Genomic DNA, 17808 nt, shown 5'->3' on the forward strand with positions numbered 1-17808 from the left:
TATTCATTAATTATGGCTGTTGCTAATTAAAAAGTTAAGTTAATTGATGCGTTGAATGAACGAGTCACTGGGTAGTTACCCACATCAATACCAAATCCTGTATCAGCTGCACCACCTACACCTGGATCTAAACCTTTGTATTTAGTGATAGTGAAGATGTTGTTAGCTGATAACGTAAACTTCGCACGCTTGATACCTAACTTAGAAGTGTAGTTCTTAGGAATGTTGTATCCTAAAGAGATGTTTTGAATACGGATGTAATCACCATCTTCTACATACCATGAGTTAGCAGCACCTGAAGTTGACATGTTAGAGTTTGATTCCCAAATCGGAGCAGCAGCGCTGTTTCCTAATTCTGGAGTCCATGATTGCTTAGCGCGCTCACCTTTTCCTGATCCTTCAAACGTTCCGAAGAAGTCTGTAAACCACTTAGATTGGTTCCAGATTTTGTTTCCAGCAGAAGCGTATAAATACGTAGCGAATTCAAAATCTTTGTAAGTTAAACCTACGTTGATACCACCTGTGTAAGTAGGAACTGGAGAACCTAAGTATGTACGGTCATCCGTTGTGATTTTTCCATCACCGTTGATATCAGCATAACGGAAACGACCTAAGCCTTTACCATCTTGCGCTGGAGATGAAGCAACTTCAGCAGCTGAGTTGAAGTAACCGATTACCTGGTATCCGTAGAAAGAAGATAAAGAACGACCTACTTCCATACGTACTGGTGTAATTCCACGGAATGCACCACCTGTTAAGTTAGTGATACCTGGAGCAAATGCAACGATTTCGTTCTTCAAGAATGAGTTATTGAATGTTAATTCATATTTCAAATCTGAAGTTAAGTTACCACGGTTGATGATTTGGAAATCAATACCTTGGTTACGCATTTTCGCCACGTTTACTGAAGGAGCAGATGCAGAGTTACCTACTACCGCTGGAAGAGGCACGTTGAATAATAAATCACGTGTATCTTTTCTCCAAACGTCTAATACGATTTCCCACTTACCATTGTAAAGAGTTGCATCAAAACCAACGTTCATTGTTTCTGAAGTCTCCCACTTCGCAGCTGGGTTACCAATACGAGAACGGAAATAACCTTCGTTTGCTCCAGATGATTGACCATCGATTGCATAGAATGAGTTACCACGATTCGCAGCATATAAAGAGAATTGGTTAGCTGGGTCTACGTTGTTTGAGTTACCCATTAAACCCCAACCACCACGGATTTTTAAATCAGAGATAGCAGGAAGATCTTTCATGAACTCCTCAGATGTTACTCTCCAAGCAGCAGATACTGCAGGGAAAATACCATAACGATTCTCAGGACCGAAACGAGATGATCCGTCACGACGAACAACTCCTGTTAAGTAATACTTCTCGTTAAAGTTATAATCTACCTTAGAGAATAAAGAGTAGAAATTAACACCTGAATATAAACCAGAGTTTACTACTGGAGATTGTACAGAAGATAAAGTTACGAAGTCTGTATCCATTGAGAATGGATTAATACCTGAACCAGAGATCTGACGACCTGCACCTGTGTTCAATGCCTCCATACCTACTAAAGCAGTTACTCCGTGCTTTCTCCACTTCGTCTTGTAAGCCGCTGTGTTAGTGAACGTGTAAGCAAAGTTATAACCTGATCCTTCATAGAATGAGTTAGAAGCCTCTGGCTCTGAATCACCTAAATATTTGTAGTTATAATCTTTGTAAGCATATCCTGAGTATTGACCACCTACTGAAGATTTGATAATTAAATCTTTGATTGGCTCATACTCTACATACACATTACCAAATGCAGATGCGTTGTAGTTATTGTCATTTACGTTATTACGTAAGATTTGACGAACTGGGTTACGAGGGTTGTTAAAACCAGCAGCCTTAGTAGATGCAAAGCTTCCGAACTCATCGTAAACTGGAATCGCTGTAGGCATACGGTAAGCAGATAAGATTACTGACTCATCAGCAGCCACACCTAAACCGTTGTTACCACCTGCTTGACCACGCACTGAACGATACGTCATTTGGATGTTTTCGCCCACGCGAACTTTCTTTCCTAAGTCAAACTCTGAGTTAAAACGAGCTGAATAACGCTTGAAATCATTTTGAATCAAGATACCTTGTTGCTCTTGTCCAGATAAACCTAAGTAGAAACGACCTTTATCTGTACCACCTTGGATACCTAAAGAGTGACGCATTGTCGATCCGAAACGGGTGATTTCATCGTACCAGTTAGTTCCTGCTTTGTTTGTCTTAATAACGAAAGTAGTCAATGGATTAGCTGCATAAGCTGCTTGAGCTGCTGCTAAGTCACCAGAGTTTACACCGTTAGCACCGTTGAAGTGCAAGTAAGTAGGTAAAGTTGCTTGCGCAGAAGTTCCATACTGAGGGTGAGTATAAGCAACTGCAGTTCCGTTAGCTGCCGCGTTGTTACGGTAAGCTACGTGAGTCCAATCAGCTTGCTCTTGAGGAGTTAACATTTTAGCTACACCACCTACGTTAGGGTCAGTACCACCGTACAATCCATCATAAGTAACTGTGATACCTTTGTTACGCGCACCACGCTTAGTCGTATAAACGATTACACCGTTCGCCGCACGAGCACCATAGATAGAAGCTGCTGCCGCATCCTTAAGGACCGTAGTAGACTCGATATCATCTGGAGAAAGGAAATCCGTCGTTCCTACTGGAACTCCATCCACAACATACAATGGCTCGTTACCACCAAATGCACCGAAACCACGTACACGGATGATACTGTTCGTACCTGGTTGTCCGTTCGTGATCAAAGTAACACCGGCTACACGACCTTGTAATTGCTGCTCAACGTTTCCTGAAGGTGCAATTTGCAAATCCTTCGCTTTTACGATTGAAGCTGCCGCTGTAGACTCCTTCTTGTTAGTTACAGAGTAACCTGTTACGATTACCTCGTCTAACTGAGAATTATCTTCTTGTAACGTTACGTTAATAGAAGATTGAGAACCTACTGTAATTGATTGTGATTTGTAACCTACAGCTGTGATATTCAAAACTGCAGTTGCAGACTTAACAGTTACAGAGAATGCACCGTTAACATCTGTAGTAGCTCCTGTGTTTGTTCCTTTAACTAAGATACTAACACCTGGAATTCCCTGAGAATCTGTCCCAGAGACTTTACCTGTAACCTTGCGGTCTTGGGCAAATGACGAGAAGCTTCCAAGCATTACTATTGCTAGCAAAAGAAAGCCTCGTAGACTTTGGTAAAAATTGTTTTTCATAATAAAGATTAAGTTAGTTTTTAAATTAAATTTTGGGTTTCGAGTTTTGATGTTCTATGTGCCTCCTTTCTGATTAGGTGAATAAAATAGTTTAAAATTTTAAATAGGTTTAGTGTCAAACAAATCTTCAAATAATACAATAGTACAGCATGAGCGAATCGGAAATAGATGACCTATATCAACTATGCTACACTATTACATAGGACCAAATATGTCCAATACTTACAATTCCCGCAAGCATTTAGCAGATATTTTTTCATTTTTTTTATTTTAAATAGTAGTATTCCCCTAATGATGCATTTAGAGGCCTATTTCATCTTTTTAATACAATAGAGCCTTCGTCTTTGGTCGGCAGAAAAGGGTATTTTGTCGTGAATTTGCCAATCCCTAACACCTCCTTAACAGGGACATAATCTAGGGGGAATATGGAAAGAGCCACCTTGGATAATTACAAAAATCACAAAGAAGATATTTTTGCTTAATTTTGGCCTATGTCCACTTTCGACCCTAAATCCATCTTGCCTACCCTACCCGAAGAACCGGGCGTGTATCGCTATTTCGATGAAAGCGGGACCATCATCTATATAGGGAAGGCGAAGAATTTAAAAAATCGCGTCAGTTCCTATTTCACGAATACGAAAGGGAAGGACAATAAAACGAGGCGACTCGTTTCGCAGATCCGCAATTTGGAGTTTACGATCGTGCATTCGGAATTCGATGCCTTATTGCTCGAAAATACGCTCATAAAGCAGTTTCAACCGAAGTACAATATCTTGTTACGGGATGACAAAACCTACCCGTTTATTTGTTTGACCAGAGAGCGTTTCCCTAGACTAATCACAGAAAGAAGGATTAATCATTCGATTGGGACGTTTTTTGGGCCTTATGCGAATCCGAAATTGATGAACGCCCTACTGGAGATGTTGCATCAGCTGTATCCCTTAAGGACTTGCGCCTTAAATTTAAAGGAGGCTAACATCGAGGCAGGGAAATACAAGGTTTGCTTAGAATACCATATCGGCAATTGCAAAGGACCCTGCGAGGGTTTAGAGCAGGAGGCGCGGTATATGGAGTATATTGATCAGGTGTCTCAGATTTTGAAGGGCAATTACCAAAAGGCAAAAAGCTTCTTCATTACCCAAATGCAGGAGGCCTCCACCCTACTAGCCTTTGAAAAAGCGCAGGAGTGGAAAGAAAAGTGGCAGCTCCTAGAGAATTTCCAGGCGAAGTCCACGGTCGTGAATCCGTCGATCCATGATGTGGATGTGTTTTCGATGGTGTCGGATGAATCTTTGGCCTATATTAACTTCATGAAAGTCATTAACGGAACGATTTTGCAGTCACAGACCTGGGAAGTCAAAAAGAAGCTGGAGGAAGATGAGGCAGAATTGCTGACGATGTTGATTTGGGAGAAGCGAGATCAGTTTCAGAGTAAGGCCAAAGAAATTATCACCAACATCCCCATGTCGATCGAGTTCGAGGGAGCGCGCAATTCGTTGCCAAGTCAAGGTGATAAGCGGAAGCTTCTTGACATGTCCTTAAAGAACGTTTTGTACTTTAGAAAAGAAAAGGCGGATCGCAAGGCGGCCGAGGAGAGTGGCGGCGACCGAAAGATGCGCGTGATGATCAAATTGAAAAATGATCTTCGCCTTACTGACTTGCCTAAGCACATTGAATGTTTCGATAACTCGAACCTGCAGGGAACCAACCCCGTTTCAGCGATGGTTTGCTTTAAGAATTCGCTACCCTCTAAAAAGGATTACCGCATCTTCACGCCGAAAACGGTGGAGGGGCCTGACGATTTTGCCACCATGCACGAGGTGATTACCCGTCGATATACGCGTTTATTAGAAGAGGAATCGGAATTACCGGATTTAATTATTGTCGATGGAGGAAAAGGCCAGCTAAGTTCTGCTTGTGATGCGCTGAAGGCCATCGGCTTATATGGACAGATTCCGATCATTGGTATCGCGAAGCGATTAGAGGAGATCTATTTTCCAGAGGACAGCCTTCCTTTATATATAGATAAGAAATCGGAGTCCCTGAAGTTGATTCAGCAGTTGCGGGATGAGGCTCACCGCTTCGGGATTACGGCGCACCGGAATAAGCGTAGTAAAAACTTTATTGTTTCCCAGCTGGAGACCATGGATGGGATTGGGAAATTGACGGCAGCGAAATTATTGAAGGCTTTTGGGACAGTAACCGCTTTGAAGGAAGCGTCGGAGGATGATTTGGCCAAAGTCTTAGGCAAAATGAAGGCCCTCAAATTCAAAAAGCAATTAGAAAACCTCTAGTATTCGGATTTGAACTGATCCACTTCGATGGCCCGGTAATTTCGATACACCTGCAGAATGATCGCTAGCGCAATCGCCATCTCGCAAACCCCCACCACTAAAACAAAAATGCTCAAGTAAAGACCCTGCATCGAAGGATCATTTTTCGAAAACGCGACCAAATTCAAATTAGCCGCATTCAAAATCAACTCGATTCCCATCAGGACGAAAATGGTATTTTTCTTCAAAAGCAAAATCGTCAATCCCGTCGCAAACAGAAAGGCAGACACCCACAAGAAGTAAATCACCGGAATATCAGTCATGGTTTTTCGCAACAAAGGTGGCGCCTATCAAGGCAATCAATAAAAATACCCCGGCTAATTCGAAGGGGAATGCATATTCAGTCAAAAGACCTAATCCGACCTCCCTTAATTTAGATCCACCAGTCACGGGTAAATTGTTAACCCAGGGTCCTTTTGTGAAAACCCAAAATAAGCCTAGAAAAAAGGAAAGACCCACAGAGATAGGCAATAAGCGATTCGATTCGCGGGTCATTAAATGATTTTTGCCGGTCGCTGGGTCCGTTTGATTCGTTAACATGATCCCGAATAGAATCAAAATCAATACGCCACCCACGTAGACTAATAAATGCGCCACGGCTAACACATCTGCAAAGGCTAAGACGTAAAGTCCAGCCAGACCGAGCATCGTTAGAAACATCGCTAAGGCGGCATGCAATAGATTTTTCGTCCAAAGCATCGCTAAAGCGCTTCCACACGTTAATAAGGCTAACACCAAGAAGGCGATGACAAGCGGACTCATTATTCGGCGTCTGGTTTAGGTTTTGGTTTAAAGCTAGGCTTGAAAGCGGGTTTGAAGGCGGGCTTAGGAGCAGCCGGTTTTTCCTCAGTCGACTCTGAAGCAGTTTCTGCCGTTTTCGCTGGTTCTGCCGTTTTCGCTACATCTTTAGCCGCCTCTTTTGCTGCTTCTTTCTCCGCCACAAATTGTTCGTACAACGCGCGTTTTTCGTCCGCTTGTTCCGGAGTTAAATTGGCGAAAGCGAAATTGTGATCCTTCACGTCGAAGACCGAGAAGTCATATTCTGAAGTCATTGTCAAACACTCCGTCGGACAAACCGTCGTACAAAGTCCACAGAAGCAGCATTTGGACATATCGATGTCAAACTTCGCGGCGTATAAACGAATGGGCGAACCATCCGAAGCGGTGCCAACTAGGCCTGTGGCTTTAATGGGATCAATCTCAATACAGTCTACCGGACACACTTTCACACATTTATCGCAGACGATGCAATCGTCCATCTCGTTGTGCAATTGATATCGACCGTTAACGGGAGTGGGGATTTGTTGCTGCGGGTATTGCAAGGTGACAATACCAGCTTTCTGATTAAAATAATCAGGATCTTGGATATCTTGAACGCTGCGTTGATTTCGAGCCGCCCAGGCGTGTTTCCACGTCAAAGCCATCCCCTTTCGAGTGCTTTGTATTCCTGCCCAGATGGATTGAAAATACGCTTTCATTTTAAAAATAAATCGCTGGATACGTCGATGGATCTGATTCCCGCATGATTTCATACACGGCATCCACGACGTTTTCTGCGTTAGGCTTGGAGAAATAATCCCCATCCGAGCTGTAGGCCGGACGGTGGGCCGTAGCTGCAATACAAACGGCTGGACTTTCTAGCCAGGTAAATGCCCCCTGTTTGTCTAGCACTTCTTGCATCATGTAGGCAGAAGCTCCGCCAGGCATGTCTTCATCCGCAAAAATGACCCGGTGTGTCTTTTGAATCGAAGCCAAAATGCTATGGTGGCGATCGAAAGGCAATAAAGTTTGGACATCAATGACTTCCACAGAAATGCCTAATCCAGCCAAAGTTTCAGCCGCCTCCATCACAATACGGCACATCGATCCATAGGTCACAATGGTTATATCCGTTCCCTCACGCAAGATTTCTGGAATACCGAGCGGCACTTCGATCTCTGTTAAATTCGACGGCATTGGCTCTTTCAAGCGATATCCGTTCAAGCATTCGATCACAATTCCTGGATCGTCGCCTTTCAACAAGGTTCTATACATCCCAGCCGCCTGCGTCATGTTACGTGGTACGCAGAAATGTACGCCACGTAATCCGTTAATTAAAACGGCCATAGGGCTTCCTGAATGCCAAATTCCCTCTAAACGATGTCCTCTGGTTCTCAGAATCATCGGGGCTTTTTGGCCCCCAGCTGTACGGTAATGCAAGCAAGCCCAATCATCCGATAAAACCGGGAATGGGTAGAATATGTAATCTAAATATTGAATCTCTACAATCGGTCGCAAACCACGCATCGAGGCTCCGATTCCTTGGCCTACAATACTCACTTCACGAATACCGGTATCGGTTACTTTTAAGGGGCCGAATTTATCTTGTAAACCCGCAAGCGTTTGATTCACATCCCCAATTTTTCCGACGTCCTCTCCGAGGATAAATACGCGTGGATCCTCTAAAAAATGCGAAAATGCCTTGTTTAATATCTCCCGACCATCGACTAAAACGGGTTCCTTTTCATAGGTAGGTTTTACTCCCATGATTAAGAGAGGGGACTCGTCAGACTCACTCATTTGGTGCGAACTGAATCGTCTGCGATTCAGCTTTTCCAAGTCGTCGAGCCACTTTCTAAGTAACTTAACCGCGGGACCTTGGTAGAAGCGGAAAGCGCGTAAAGTCTTGCGACCTGCCCGCACTAAATCACTGAAAATTGGATAAGGTAAGGCGTTTAACTCATCAATAATGGGCTGCAATAAACTCGGCTCATTTGTCGATTCCAACAGACTTTTCGCAATGCGTAAAAAAGCTTTCTTATCTACATCAACTGAAGCCATATAGGACGAAAAAGCCTCTTTCTGGTATTTGCGAGCTAAAACACTTGCCTCTTCATCGATGGCTTTAAGCGCCTCTTCTGTGGCGATATTTTTTGCCAAAACCCATTCACGGAACAGGGCATTACAATCTGCCTCCTGCTCCCAAGCTAAACGCTCTGTTGACTTATAGCGTTCATGCGAACCGGATGCGGAGTGTCCTTGGGGCTGCGTGCATTCAATCACGTGAACTAGGCAAGGAACAAATTCCGTACGCGCTAGATTTGCCGCGCGCTGATAAGCCGCAATTAAACCTGGATAATCCCAGGCTTTCACTTGTATAATTTCTAATCCTTTCTCATGCTCATTGCGCTGATAACCCGCTAGAGCCTTAGAAATGGACGATTTTGTTGTTTGAAATTCAATCGGAACCGAAATACCGTAACCGTCGTCCCAAACAGAGAATACGATCGGAATTTGCAATACACCAGCAGCATTAATACACTCTAAAAACATCCCCTCAGACGTAGATGCATCACCGATGGTGGTGAAACAAACCTCTTGACCTTTGTTCGAAAAAAGGGCTTCGTGGTCCTTTAAATCCGCTCTTTCGCGGTACATTTTAGAGGCATACGCAATCCCTAAAGCGCGGGGAATTTGACCTGCGGTGGAGGAAATGCCGGCCACGGTGTTATAGCGAGTAGTTTGATTTAGCCATTTTCCCTCCTCATTTAACCACCTAGTAGCGTGGTGGTTATTCATTTGGCGACCACCAGAATGTGGGTCAAATTGAATATCAGGATGACCATACAACTGGGCAAAGTACTGAGGCCAAGTTAAATCTCCGATAGCAGCACCAATAGTTTGGTCTCGGTAATAGCCCGAAATATAGTCTCCGGGGCGCATGGAGCGCGCTAAAGCGATTTGGCAGACTTCTTTACCATCCCCATAAATACCGAATTTCGCCCGACCTGAAAACACCTCTTTACGCACTAAAAGGCTACAAGCGCGGCTGATAGCAGCTAAGCGGTAGTCTTCCAGCACCCCAGCAGGATCGAATGAAAGGTCAGGTGAAGAAAAGGTAAATGAATTCAAATGCTTCGTCTTATTAAACACGTAAAAATACAACAAAATCCTCGGCGTCCAAACAGAATCCAGACAAGAAACTTGCCGAAATCTTTAATTGTTTATAGATTTGAACTCTACATAAAACCAATGAATTTACATATGAAAAAATTAATCGCCCTATTTGCGCTTGTATTGGGCTTTGCCTTTACTTCGAATGCCCAAGGTGCATTGAAATTCAAGCAAGAGAAGCATGATTTTGGCACGATTACTGAAGGAACGATCGCTACTTACAGCTTTGAATTCACGAATACAGGTAAAACTCCCGTAGTTATCTCTAACGTTCAGCCTTCTTGTGGCTGTACGACTCCAGAATGGACAAGAGAGCCGGTTATGCCAGGTAAAACAGGAAAAGTAACTGCTTCTTTTAATTCAGCAGGTCGTCCTGGTAATTTCAATAAAACCGTAACAGTTATTAATAACGGGGAGGTTTCTCAAATCGTTTTAGCGATTCAAGGTAGCGTAGCAGCGAAAAGATAATTCGCACAGATTTATAAAAAAAAGCTCTCAGTTCATCGCCGAGAGCTTTTTTTGTTAATCACGGTTCTTAAGACCTTCTTTTTCTCGTAGGCCATTGATCCAGCCGGCGATCTTCAGCACATCTGCCTTGGGTACATGGCTCATCGGTGCCATTTCAGTGGCAAAGTCAGGCCAGTTTTCAGGCCTAGGCTTATAGACTAAATCTAAAATCTGCTGATTTGAATAATTGCGTTTCGCAATTTCCGTGAACGCTGGGCCTACTAGTTTGCTGTCTTTTGCGTGGCAAGCAGAGCAGGTATGTTTCTTCAGTAAATTAGAGATCGCTAATTCGTAGCCTAAACCTTTACTCACTACTTTCACCTCTGTCACCTTCACATGGATTTCATCCTGAGGTGCCGCCGCCACTAAAGCTGGACCCTTTGGAATCTCATTCAAGGTATAATAAGCCGTCTCATGCAATAAAGGCTCCCCTTTCTCATTCAACACCCCTTTCAAGGTAAATTCATGAATAAAGAATTGGCGAATTCCATCGATGGAGATGCGCACTTTCTTGCGGTCTGCTGAGACTTCTACCCCCTTAATTTTCAAGTCTTTTAACTCGATAATCGGGCTACCATATTGGTGCTGGTATTTGTAGATATACGATCGAATAGCGTAGGAAGCTGCCTTTTTAACGGAATTTACATCCACTGGCTGTGTAAAGCTGAACTCGAATCCGTCTGATTTCGCCTTGATCATGTCGATCTCGAAAGGCATGTTTCCGTTCCAGAAAAGGCGCTGTAAACCATACTCATCTTTCCCTGTACTTCCCCAACCACGGGAGGTCATACCCACGAACATGCTACCATCAAGCCCAAAACGCTCACGCAAAATACCGGATTGGAAACCTTCGCGGTAGTTAATGGCAAAACCTTGGTATACACCGTTCACTTTCTCCAGACCCATGCGCATCACTTTCGATTGGCCTTGATCGGCTACGAAATACTGTCCTGGGAAGGGGCTAAACTTGCCTTTCGTCGTATCCTGTAAGATATCAGAGGTAGAAATACCCATGATCGCATGTGGGAACCAAACGGCTGGCAATTTAATCTTAGGATTTTTCTTCGCTGCCTCAAACATCGGCGAACCATTATCTTGGATTTCTTCCAGGCTTAGTTTCAATGGACTATTAGGCTCTTTAGCCCATTTTAATCCGCCAGGATTACCAGCAAAATCACCTTTTGCTAAATGTGTTACACGACCAGAACCTACCCAGTCACCTTGGTTTTCGCCATAAAACAAATCGCCTTCGTCGTTAAAGCTATAACCTGCCGGCGAACGTAAACCACCTGCAAAAGGCTCTAATTTTCCGTCTGGAGTGATTTTAACGAACCAGCCGCGCCATTTGGCAAACTTACCTTCACCAAAACCTACCCAGGCCAAGTTCAAACTCACCCACATATCCCCGTTCTTATCAATCACTGGACCGTAGGTATATTCGTGGTAATTACCTGATAAATCGAAGGTGTAGATAGGCTCATAAAGATCCGCTACGCCATCGCGATCTGTGTCTGAAATCTTCGTCAATTCACCCCGCTGAGAGCAGTAAAATGCACCATCCTTGTAAGCTAAACCTAATACCTCATGCAATCCACTCGCAAAGCGGCGGTAATAGGTTTGGTGACTTGTTTTTTGGTATGGATTCTCCACAATCCAAATCTCCCCTCGACGCGTACTCACCGCTAATCGGCCATCCGGCATCGTAGCGAGTCCACCCACCTCGAGGTAAATCTCTTTTGGTATCGGAAGCGTCTTAATTTCATAATAATCCTGCTCCTTTTTAGGAGTTGGTTTTGTTTGTGCAAAGGCGCCTAGCGCCATAGAAAACAAGAGTAAAAAAGCGGTATATTTTTTCATCATTACCAAATCAAATCAAAGGTGAATTGTGCCCCTGAAAATGGCACCCGAATTTGTTGCGCTCCAGCCGGCGTTTTCAGCAGTTCAGCTGCCGCTCCTTTCCACTCGATAAAGTTTCCAGGCTGCGAAGCTAGACCGTTTTGTAGGATAGACAAATGATGCCCTGTGGCTAAAACTGCCTCCACATCACTTTTTTGTGGACTTGCCCCCACTAAACTCAGGGTTCTACGAAGCCCATTACCCGCTGGCTGAATGCGATCCTCTACCCGCAATTTTGCCGCCGTCCAATCGTACATGAATACCGGTCTTCCGGCCTCCAAGCGATAGCCCTTGTAGACTAATTCGGTTGAATCAGGTTGAACTTGGTGCGCTAAAACTAAAGGGAATTTCCCGTCTTGAACGACGTTTAAGCCTAGCGGCTCAGAGGTTTGTGGCTCGCCGCGGTTATCCCACATTTGAGTCGCATCTAAGAATTTACCACGCCAAACCTGCAAGATCGCCCCTTGCTTCAAATCATACGAATAGTGTATCCCCGCTGGGTCTCCCACCTGAATCACATGGGTCTTTTTCTTTCCTAAATGAAAGGCGAATGAACGCTGCAATACCGGTTCCGCATTTGCCTTCACTTCGATTAATCCCACCGCATCTGGATCTAATAGCGAAGTTCTTTCATGCAAGGAAACCAAGCGAGCTCCGATGCGTTTCACGTTTAAACCCAAAGCCTTAGGACCCCAAGGGAAATCCTTGATGTGAATAATTTCTAATTGGTGTTTACCTGCCTTCAGGAAAGTAGATGCCGGCACCATTTCATTAAACCAATGGGCTCCATTGTTCAAAACCTTGCCATCAATTTTCAATTCACCTGAGCCTGTCCAATAGGTTTGAAATTCGTAATTATCATCTTCTGGAATGCTTAATTCAGCTTTGTAGTGAATCAAATAATCATTGTTCACCGGAATAACACGGTAGGTTAAAGCTGGAATTTTACCTGATTTAGCTGGGCTAGTGGTAGGTGTAATAGGGTCCGTAAATTTACCCGTGTAATAATCGTAGGAAACTTCGCCAAGAGAAGCCGTTGGCTTTTCGTACGTTTCGTAGCGCAAGTTTCGGAACGCGATCGGGCCATGATCTCCTTGAATTAAGATGGGCCCAAAAGGCGCTTCCTTATCAAAAATAGCACCGCGGGTCAAGCCAGAAACTTCGATATTTTCTTGTACTACAATCCCATTTAAAATGACTTTTTTGAAGATGGCATTCGCCGTTTTGCGGCCATTCGCATCGAAGCGAGGTGCTTGAAAATCGATTTCTAATGTCTGCCAAAGACCGGGTGCTTTACTCGCGTTTTGGCGAGGCGCATAACCTTCATACCCCTCATTCCCTTTTCCTCGAGCCTCATCCCAACGCTCATAAATACCTCCACAATCATTGTATTTAACGATTTTCTTTCCCCAAGAATCGAATAATTGTACCTCATAGCGACCTTGCAAATAGATACCTGAGTTCATTCCTTTAGGCAACATAAAATCAACTAAAAGACGAATGTCTCCGTGTTGCATTTTGGACTTCAAATCATCACTACGGTGGTATTTGCCTCCGCGCAAGGTATTTACTAAAACTCCCTGACCAGGACTAACTTGAAAAGCAGTGTCCGAATAGTTCGAAAAGACGGCTTGCTCAATGGTCCAGTTCTTGCTGGGCTGGTCAAAAGCGGATAAATCAGTGAGAGGAATCGATTGCTGAGCCCAGGCACAAAGAGGCGCAACGAGCAGCAACGAAAAGAGGAATTTTTTCATAGTTAAAACAAGGTTTAAGCAAATCTAATTAAAATCATTCTGCCGTTTCATCGGCACAATCAGGATAGTGGTAGAAAATATACTGGAAATATAAGGAAGATTATCTTAATTTGGATTCGCTGATTACAAAAAGCAAAATAAAACTCGATGATACAAAAGACGTTTAAACTCAGGAACCTGCTATTGCACCTGTTTTTTTGGGCTTTCCTGATTGCGCTCCCGATTCTATTAGGACCGAACACGAATTCGAATAATCCGGAAGAAATTCGCCGTTCTTATTTTTGGATCTTCTACATGACCAGCTTCACGGTCATTAATATCCCCTTCTTTTACTTAAATACAGAGGTCTTATTGCCTAAATTATTGCGTGCAAAAGGGGTCATTATCTACTTATTGACGCTGATAGCTGCGATTGTGTTCATGCTCTACGTGCACGAAGAATTATTCCACTGGGTTTATGCCCATTTCTTCCCAGGCAATCATTCCGGGGGTGGAGCGAGAAGAGGGGCATTGATGCGTATGATTTTCCAGTTGTTATTCTATGCGGCCATCGGTACATCGTATCGCCTGATTTCAGACCGGATGAAAGAGGATGAGCAGGTCAAAGAACAGGAAAACGAACGCTTAAAGTCTGAGCTTTCTTTCTTGAGATCTCAAATCAGCCCCCATTTTATGTTTAACGTATTAAACAGTGTGGTTTCTCTATCCCGCAGAAAGCCCGAAATGGTGGAGCCGGTGGTGGTAAAATTATCCGAATTAATGCGTTACATGATTTACGAGACGAATGATTCCATTGTTCCGATTAGTAAAGAATTGACCTATTTAGAGAGTTATATTGACTTGCAAAAAATCCGTTTTGGCAATGATATTGACATACAATTCAAGCACCAAATAGGTCCTCAATCAAGCAGTATCGAACCTATGTTACTGATTCCCTTCGTAGAAAATGCCTTCAAACATGGCGTAGGCTTCATTGAAAACCCGACGATAGAAATCGAATTAACGGATACGACCAAAGAACTTAGCTTCCATGTGGCGAACAAAAAAGGAGCTGTTATAAACGAGAAAAAAGACGAAAGTTCTGGGATTGGGTTAGCGAACGTGAAAAGACGTTTGGAATTATTATACCCTACGAACCATGCACTTACGGTAACAGAATCAGATTCGGATTTCGAAATTACCCTCACTATTCAACACATCTAATATGTCAGAGGAAAGCCTAGTTGAACTACCTGGTACCGTTTTAAAATGTTTAGCGGTGGACGATGAGAGTCTTGCCCTAGATTTAGTGGAGGATAATATTTCCAAAGTCCCTTTTCTTCAACTCGTTAAACGCTGCAGAAATGCGATGGAGGCGGTAGAATATTTGGAAAATAATCCGGTGGACCTTGTCTTCTTGGACATTCAAATGCCAGGAATGACGGGCTTGCAATTTTTAGAAAGTTTGACCACGAAACCAATGGTCATTTTCGTAACAGCCTACCAACAATATGCCTTAGACGGATTTAATTTAGATGTCATCGATTACGTTTTAAAGCCCATTAACTTTGAACGTTTTTTGAAGGCAAGTCACAAAGCCTTAGACTATTACAAGAGCAAACTAGTCTTAAATAAGCCAGCGGAAGCCCCTAAATTAGAGTTCATTTTCATCCATGCTGATTATTCCTTGATGAAAATCATGCTGGAGGACATTCTCTATATTGAGGGTTTAAAAGACTACATCAAAATTCACCTCAGAACTCAGAAATTTCCGGTGGTTTGTAGAATGACGATGAAATCCATTGAGGAAAAATTGCCTTCCACCGATTTCATCCGGGTGCATAAATCGTTTATCGTCTCATTGAGTAAAATGGAATCGATTAGAAGCCAAAAAATCAAGATTGGCGAGAACCACATCCCGATAAGCGAAAGTTATTCTGAGCATTTTTACCAAATCATCGGCTATCAAAAGCAATAAATTGTAACTTTGAGAATTGACCTCATTCTAACGCATGTCCATTCTTAAAAAATTAGCCGGCGAAACCCTCTCCTATGGATTCAGTACCATTCTGGGTCGCTCGTTGAATTTTTTATTGGTTTTCATTCATACCTCTGCTTTTCTTCCGGCAGAATTAGGCGTGAACGTGAAACTATACGGTTATGTCGCGATCGCGAACATTATTTACACCTACGGAATGGAGACGGCATTCTTTCGTTATGCAAAAGAGGCCCCAGAGCGCTATTACAACATCATTTTAACGGCGATCATCCTAACTTCGGGCCTATTCACCATCGGCTTATTTGTTTTCGCTGAACCCTTAATGGCTACCCTAGGCTATGAAGGAAAAGGTCAATTTATGCGCTGGCTAGCCTTGATTTTAGCCATCGATGCGGTCACCGCTATCCCTTTTGCCCGCCTTCGTTTAGAGCGTAAAATTCAATTATTTGTGAAGGCCAAAATCGTCTCCATCCTTATTAACGTTGGACTGAATCTGTTTTTCCTGGCCTTATTAAAGCCGATGCATGAAGAGCATTGGGGACCTGAATTTTTACAAAATCTGTATTTCCCGAGTATTGGTGCAGGTTATATTTTCCTTGCAAACCTACTCGCGAATGCCAGCCTATTTTATTGGCTACGATCATCCTTTGCTGATTTCAAATGGACTTTTGATGGCGCTGAAATGAAGAAATTATGGGTGTATTCCTACCCCATCATGTTCATGAGTTTAGCGGCGATGTTCAACTTGATGTTTGACCGCTTATTGCTGGAGGAGTTTTTACCTGCCGGATTTTATGCCGGTAGAACTTCGGAAGATGCACTTGGAATTTATGGAAATTGTTACAAGCTTTCAGTCTTCATGAGCCTAGCCATTCAGGCGTTCAAATATGCCGCGGAACCCTTCTTTTTAGGATCTAAATCGGCAGAAAATTCCCAAGCTAACTTAGCTTTGGTGAGCCACTGGTTTGTGATTGTTTGCCTGATTTTGTGGGTGGGTGTGAGTTCCAATTTATTCTGGATTCAAGGTCTGTTTTTACGCCAGGCAATCTATTGGGAAGGCATTGCTGTTGTACCCGTTTTATTACTGGCTAACTTGTTTTTAGGGGTGTATTATACGCAATCGGTTTGGTTTAAAAAGACGAATAAAACCTACATGGGAACGGTCATCACGGTGACTGGGCTAGCGGTAACCCTGATCGGAAACGTGTTATTTATCCCTGTTTACGGATATATGGCCTGCGCTTATTCCTTCCTGACCTCAGCGATCGTGATGACGGTATTGTGTTATGTAGGGGGCCAAAAATACGATCCCGCACCCTACCGCTGGATGGCAGCGATTGTGTACATCAGTCTAGGCGTTTTAGCCATCTCTTCAGGTGCGCTGTTTGCCAAATTAGAAATCCCGATGATCATCAGCCAAAACATCGGATTTATTTGTATTTTGGCCTATATATTCATCCAAGAATTTTCCTGGAAAAACGGAAAACCTAGCTTAGCCTTGAAATGAAAAATGAACTGAAAATGCAGTACCTAAACCTCAAGCTGAAAATCGGCGGGATGGTAACGCGTTTACATGAATACGAGGGGGCGATGGCCGAAAAGCAGGCGAAAGTGGATGAGTTAAGCGAAAAATTAGCCCAAAAAACAGAGGAGCTAGCAAGATCGATGAGACGGCTAAAAGAATTGGAGAAAAACTTTAAAAAATCAGATAATTTCGCTAAAATTGTAGCTAGTACAGATAACACAGCAGTTCCCACCGCTGAGTTGAAACAAAAGTTAGAAGAATATATTACAAAAATAGATCATTGCATTGACCAATTACGCAATCCATGAATCCTAAAATCCCTTGTAATCTACTGGTAGGCATACAAAGTATCGCCTTAAAGGTTAGTCCGGGCGAGGAGGCTTACGTAAGAAATGCAGCATCAGTTGTGAACAAGATGGTTCGTTATTACGAACAACAAACAAATAGTTCAGATCCCGCAGCCGTGATGGCGATGGTGGCCTTAGACCTGGCCATGTGTGGTTTGAAATTTGAAGCAGAACATAATTCGCTTCAGGCCGATGTGCTAGAAGAAAACAACGAATTATTATCTCTAGCAGCTGAGTTCACAGTATAATTCTCCTTTTATTTCGATTTTTCAGGG

General features: G+C 43.3%; 14 protein-coding genes. 7 read left to right on the top strand and 7 right to left on the bottom strand.

Translation table 11 applies throughout. The annotated features are described in order from the left end of the window. Window positions 1-26 precede the first annotated feature (26 nt). The gene (locus V7S74_RS09925; RefSeq protein WP_406778605.1) at window positions 27-3260 is read right to left on the bottom strand and encodes a SusC/RagA family TonB-linked outer membrane protein; all 3234 of its coding nucleotides are present in this window, start codon (window positions 3258-3260) and stop codon (window positions 27-29) included. A gap of 491 nt (window positions 3261-3751) precedes the next feature. On the opposite strand from V7S74_RS09925, the gene uvrC reads away from it, so the two are divergent. Continuing rightward, on the top strand, window positions 3752-5554 hold the full coding sequence (gene uvrC, locus V7S74_RS09930) for an excinuclease ABC subunit UvrC (RefSeq protein WP_406778606.1): 1803 nt from the start codon (window positions 3752-3754) through the stop codon (window positions 5552-5554). Here the strand turns inward: uvrC and nuoK are convergent. From nuoK to V7S74_RS09950, 4 genes are read right to left on the bottom strand one after another with little or no spacing between them, the layout of a single operon-like run. After that, entirely contained in the window at window positions 5551-5856 is a 306-nt protein-coding gene (gene nuoK, locus V7S74_RS09935; protein ID WP_406778607.1) for an NADH-quinone oxidoreductase subunit NuoK, read from the bottom strand. The genes uvrC and nuoK overlap by 4 nt on opposite strands. Further along, window positions 5849-6355: an NADH-quinone oxidoreductase subunit J family protein gene (locus tag V7S74_RS09940; RefSeq protein ID WP_406778608.1), complete on the bottom strand. Its 507-nt coding sequence runs from the start codon at window positions 6353-6355 to the stop codon at window positions 5849-5851. Before V7S74_RS09940 ends, nuoK begins: the two co-directional genes overlap by 8 nt. After that, a complete protein-coding gene (locus V7S74_RS09945) occupies window positions 6355-7071 on the bottom strand; it encodes a 4Fe-4S binding protein (RefSeq protein WP_406778609.1) in 717 nt (238 codons plus the stop codon). Before V7S74_RS09945 ends, V7S74_RS09940 begins: the two co-directional genes overlap by 1 nt. Window position 7072: 1 nt before the next feature. Then, window positions 7073-9484: an alpha-ketoacid dehydrogenase subunit alpha/beta gene (locus V7S74_RS09950; RefSeq protein ID WP_406778610.1), complete on the bottom strand. Its 2412-nt coding sequence runs from the start codon at window positions 9482-9484 to the stop codon at window positions 7073-7075. A gap of 132 nt (window positions 9485-9616) precedes the next feature. On the opposite strand from V7S74_RS09950, the gene V7S74_RS09955 reads away from it, so the two are divergent. Next, window positions 9617-9994 carry a DUF1573 domain-containing protein gene (locus V7S74_RS09955; protein ID WP_406778611.1) on the top strand — a complete coding sequence of 126 codons (378 nt, stop codon included), beginning with the start codon at window positions 9617-9619 and terminating at the stop codon, window positions 9992-9994. Window positions 9995-10048: 54 nt separating this feature from the next. On the opposite strand, the gene V7S74_RS09960 is transcribed toward V7S74_RS09955, so the two are convergent. Further along, window positions 10049-11854: a hypothetical protein gene (locus V7S74_RS09960; RefSeq protein ID WP_406778612.1), complete on the bottom strand. Its 1806-nt coding sequence runs from the start codon at window positions 11852-11854 to the stop codon at window positions 10049-10051. Between the two features lie 38 nt (window positions 11855-11892). Next, complete coding sequence (locus tag V7S74_RS09965; protein ID WP_406778613.1) at window positions 11893-13683, bottom strand: 3-keto-alpha-glucoside-1,2-lyase-like domain-containing protein; 1791 nt, start codon at window positions 13681-13683, stop codon at window positions 11893-11895. A gap of 147 nt (window positions 13684-13830) precedes the next feature. Here V7S74_RS09965 and V7S74_RS09970 point away from each other — a divergent pair, with 147 nt between their 5' ends. The 5 genes from V7S74_RS09970 to V7S74_RS09990 are packed head-to-tail and all read left to right on the top strand — an operon-like array spanning window position 13831 to window position 17781. Next, entirely contained in the window at window positions 13831-14886 is a 1056-nt protein-coding gene (locus V7S74_RS09970; RefSeq protein WP_406778614.1) for a sensor histidine kinase, read from the top strand. 1 nt (window position 14887) lies between these two features. Further along, window positions 14888-15640 (top strand): LytR/AlgR family response regulator transcription factor, encoded by a 753-nt coding sequence (locus V7S74_RS09975; protein ID WP_406778615.1) that lies wholly within the window; start codon window positions 14888-14890, stop codon window positions 15638-15640. Between the two features lie 34 nt (window positions 15641-15674). Then, window positions 15675-17168, top strand: a complete 1494-nt coding sequence (locus V7S74_RS09980) for a lipopolysaccharide biosynthesis protein (RefSeq protein ID WP_406778616.1) — start codon at window positions 15675-15677, stop codon at window positions 17166-17168. Between the two features lie 14 nt (window positions 17169-17182). Then, on the top strand, window positions 17183-17494 hold the full coding sequence (locus V7S74_RS09985) for a hypothetical protein (protein ID WP_406778617.1): 312 nt from the start codon (window positions 17183-17185) through the stop codon (window positions 17492-17494). Next, entirely contained in the window at window positions 17491-17781 is a 291-nt protein-coding gene (locus tag V7S74_RS09990; protein ID WP_406778618.1) for a cell division protein ZapA, read from the top strand. Before V7S74_RS09985 ends, V7S74_RS09990 begins: the two co-directional genes overlap by 4 nt. The last annotated feature ends 27 nt before the right edge of the window (window positions 17782-17808 follow it).

This window comes from Aquirufa novilacunae (assembly GCF_045310505.1).
In the GTDB taxonomy this organism is placed as follows: domain Bacteria; phylum Bacteroidota; class Bacteroidia; order Cytophagales; family Spirosomataceae; genus Aquirufa; species Aquirufa novilacunae.

Excerpts from the sequence above, each read along its gene's own strand:
- V7S74_RS09925 (WP_406778605.1), bottom strand. The coding sequence starts at position 3,260 with ATGAAAAACAATTTTTACCAAAGTCTACGAGGCTTTCTTTTGCTAGCA.
- uvrC (WP_406778606.1), top strand. The coding sequence starts at position 3,752 with ATGTCCACTTTCGACCCTAAATCCATCTTGCCTACCCTACCCGAAGAA.
- nuoK (WP_406778607.1), bottom strand. The coding sequence starts at position 5,856 with ATGACTGATATTCCGGTGATTTACTTCTTGTGGGTGTCTGCCTTTCTG.
- V7S74_RS09940 (WP_406778608.1), bottom strand. The coding sequence starts at position 6,355 with ATGAGTCCGCTTGTCATCGCCTTCTTGGTGTTAGCCTTATTAACGTGT.
- V7S74_RS09945 (WP_406778609.1), bottom strand. The coding sequence starts at position 7,071 with ATGAAAGCGTATTTTCAATCCATCTGGGCAGGAATACAAAGCACTCGA.
- V7S74_RS09955 (WP_406778611.1), top strand. The coding sequence starts at position 9,617 with ATGAAAAAATTAATCGCCCTATTTGCGCTTGTATTGGGCTTTGCCTTT.
- V7S74_RS09960 (WP_406778612.1), bottom strand. The coding sequence starts at position 11,854 with ATGGCGCTAGGCGCCTTTGCACAAACAAAACCAACTCCTAAAAAGGAG.
- V7S74_RS09965 (WP_406778613.1), bottom strand. The coding sequence starts at position 13,683 with ATGAAAAAATTCCTCTTTTCGTTGCTGCTCGTTGCGCCTCTTTGTGCC.
- V7S74_RS09970 (WP_406778614.1), top strand. The coding sequence starts at position 13,831 with ATGATACAAAAGACGTTTAAACTCAGGAACCTGCTATTGCACCTGTTT.
- V7S74_RS09975 (WP_406778615.1), top strand. The coding sequence starts at position 14,888 with ATGTCAGAGGAAAGCCTAGTTGAACTACCTGGTACCGTTTTAAAATGT.
- V7S74_RS09980 (WP_406778616.1), top strand. The coding sequence starts at position 15,675 with ATGTCCATTCTTAAAAAATTAGCCGGCGAAACCCTCTCCTATGGATTC.
- V7S74_RS09985 (WP_406778617.1), top strand. The coding sequence starts at position 17,183 with ATGCAGTACCTAAACCTCAAGCTGAAAATCGGCGGGATGGTAACGCGT.
- V7S74_RS09990 (WP_406778618.1), top strand. The coding sequence starts at position 17,491 with ATGAATCCTAAAATCCCTTGTAATCTACTGGTAGGCATACAAAGTATC.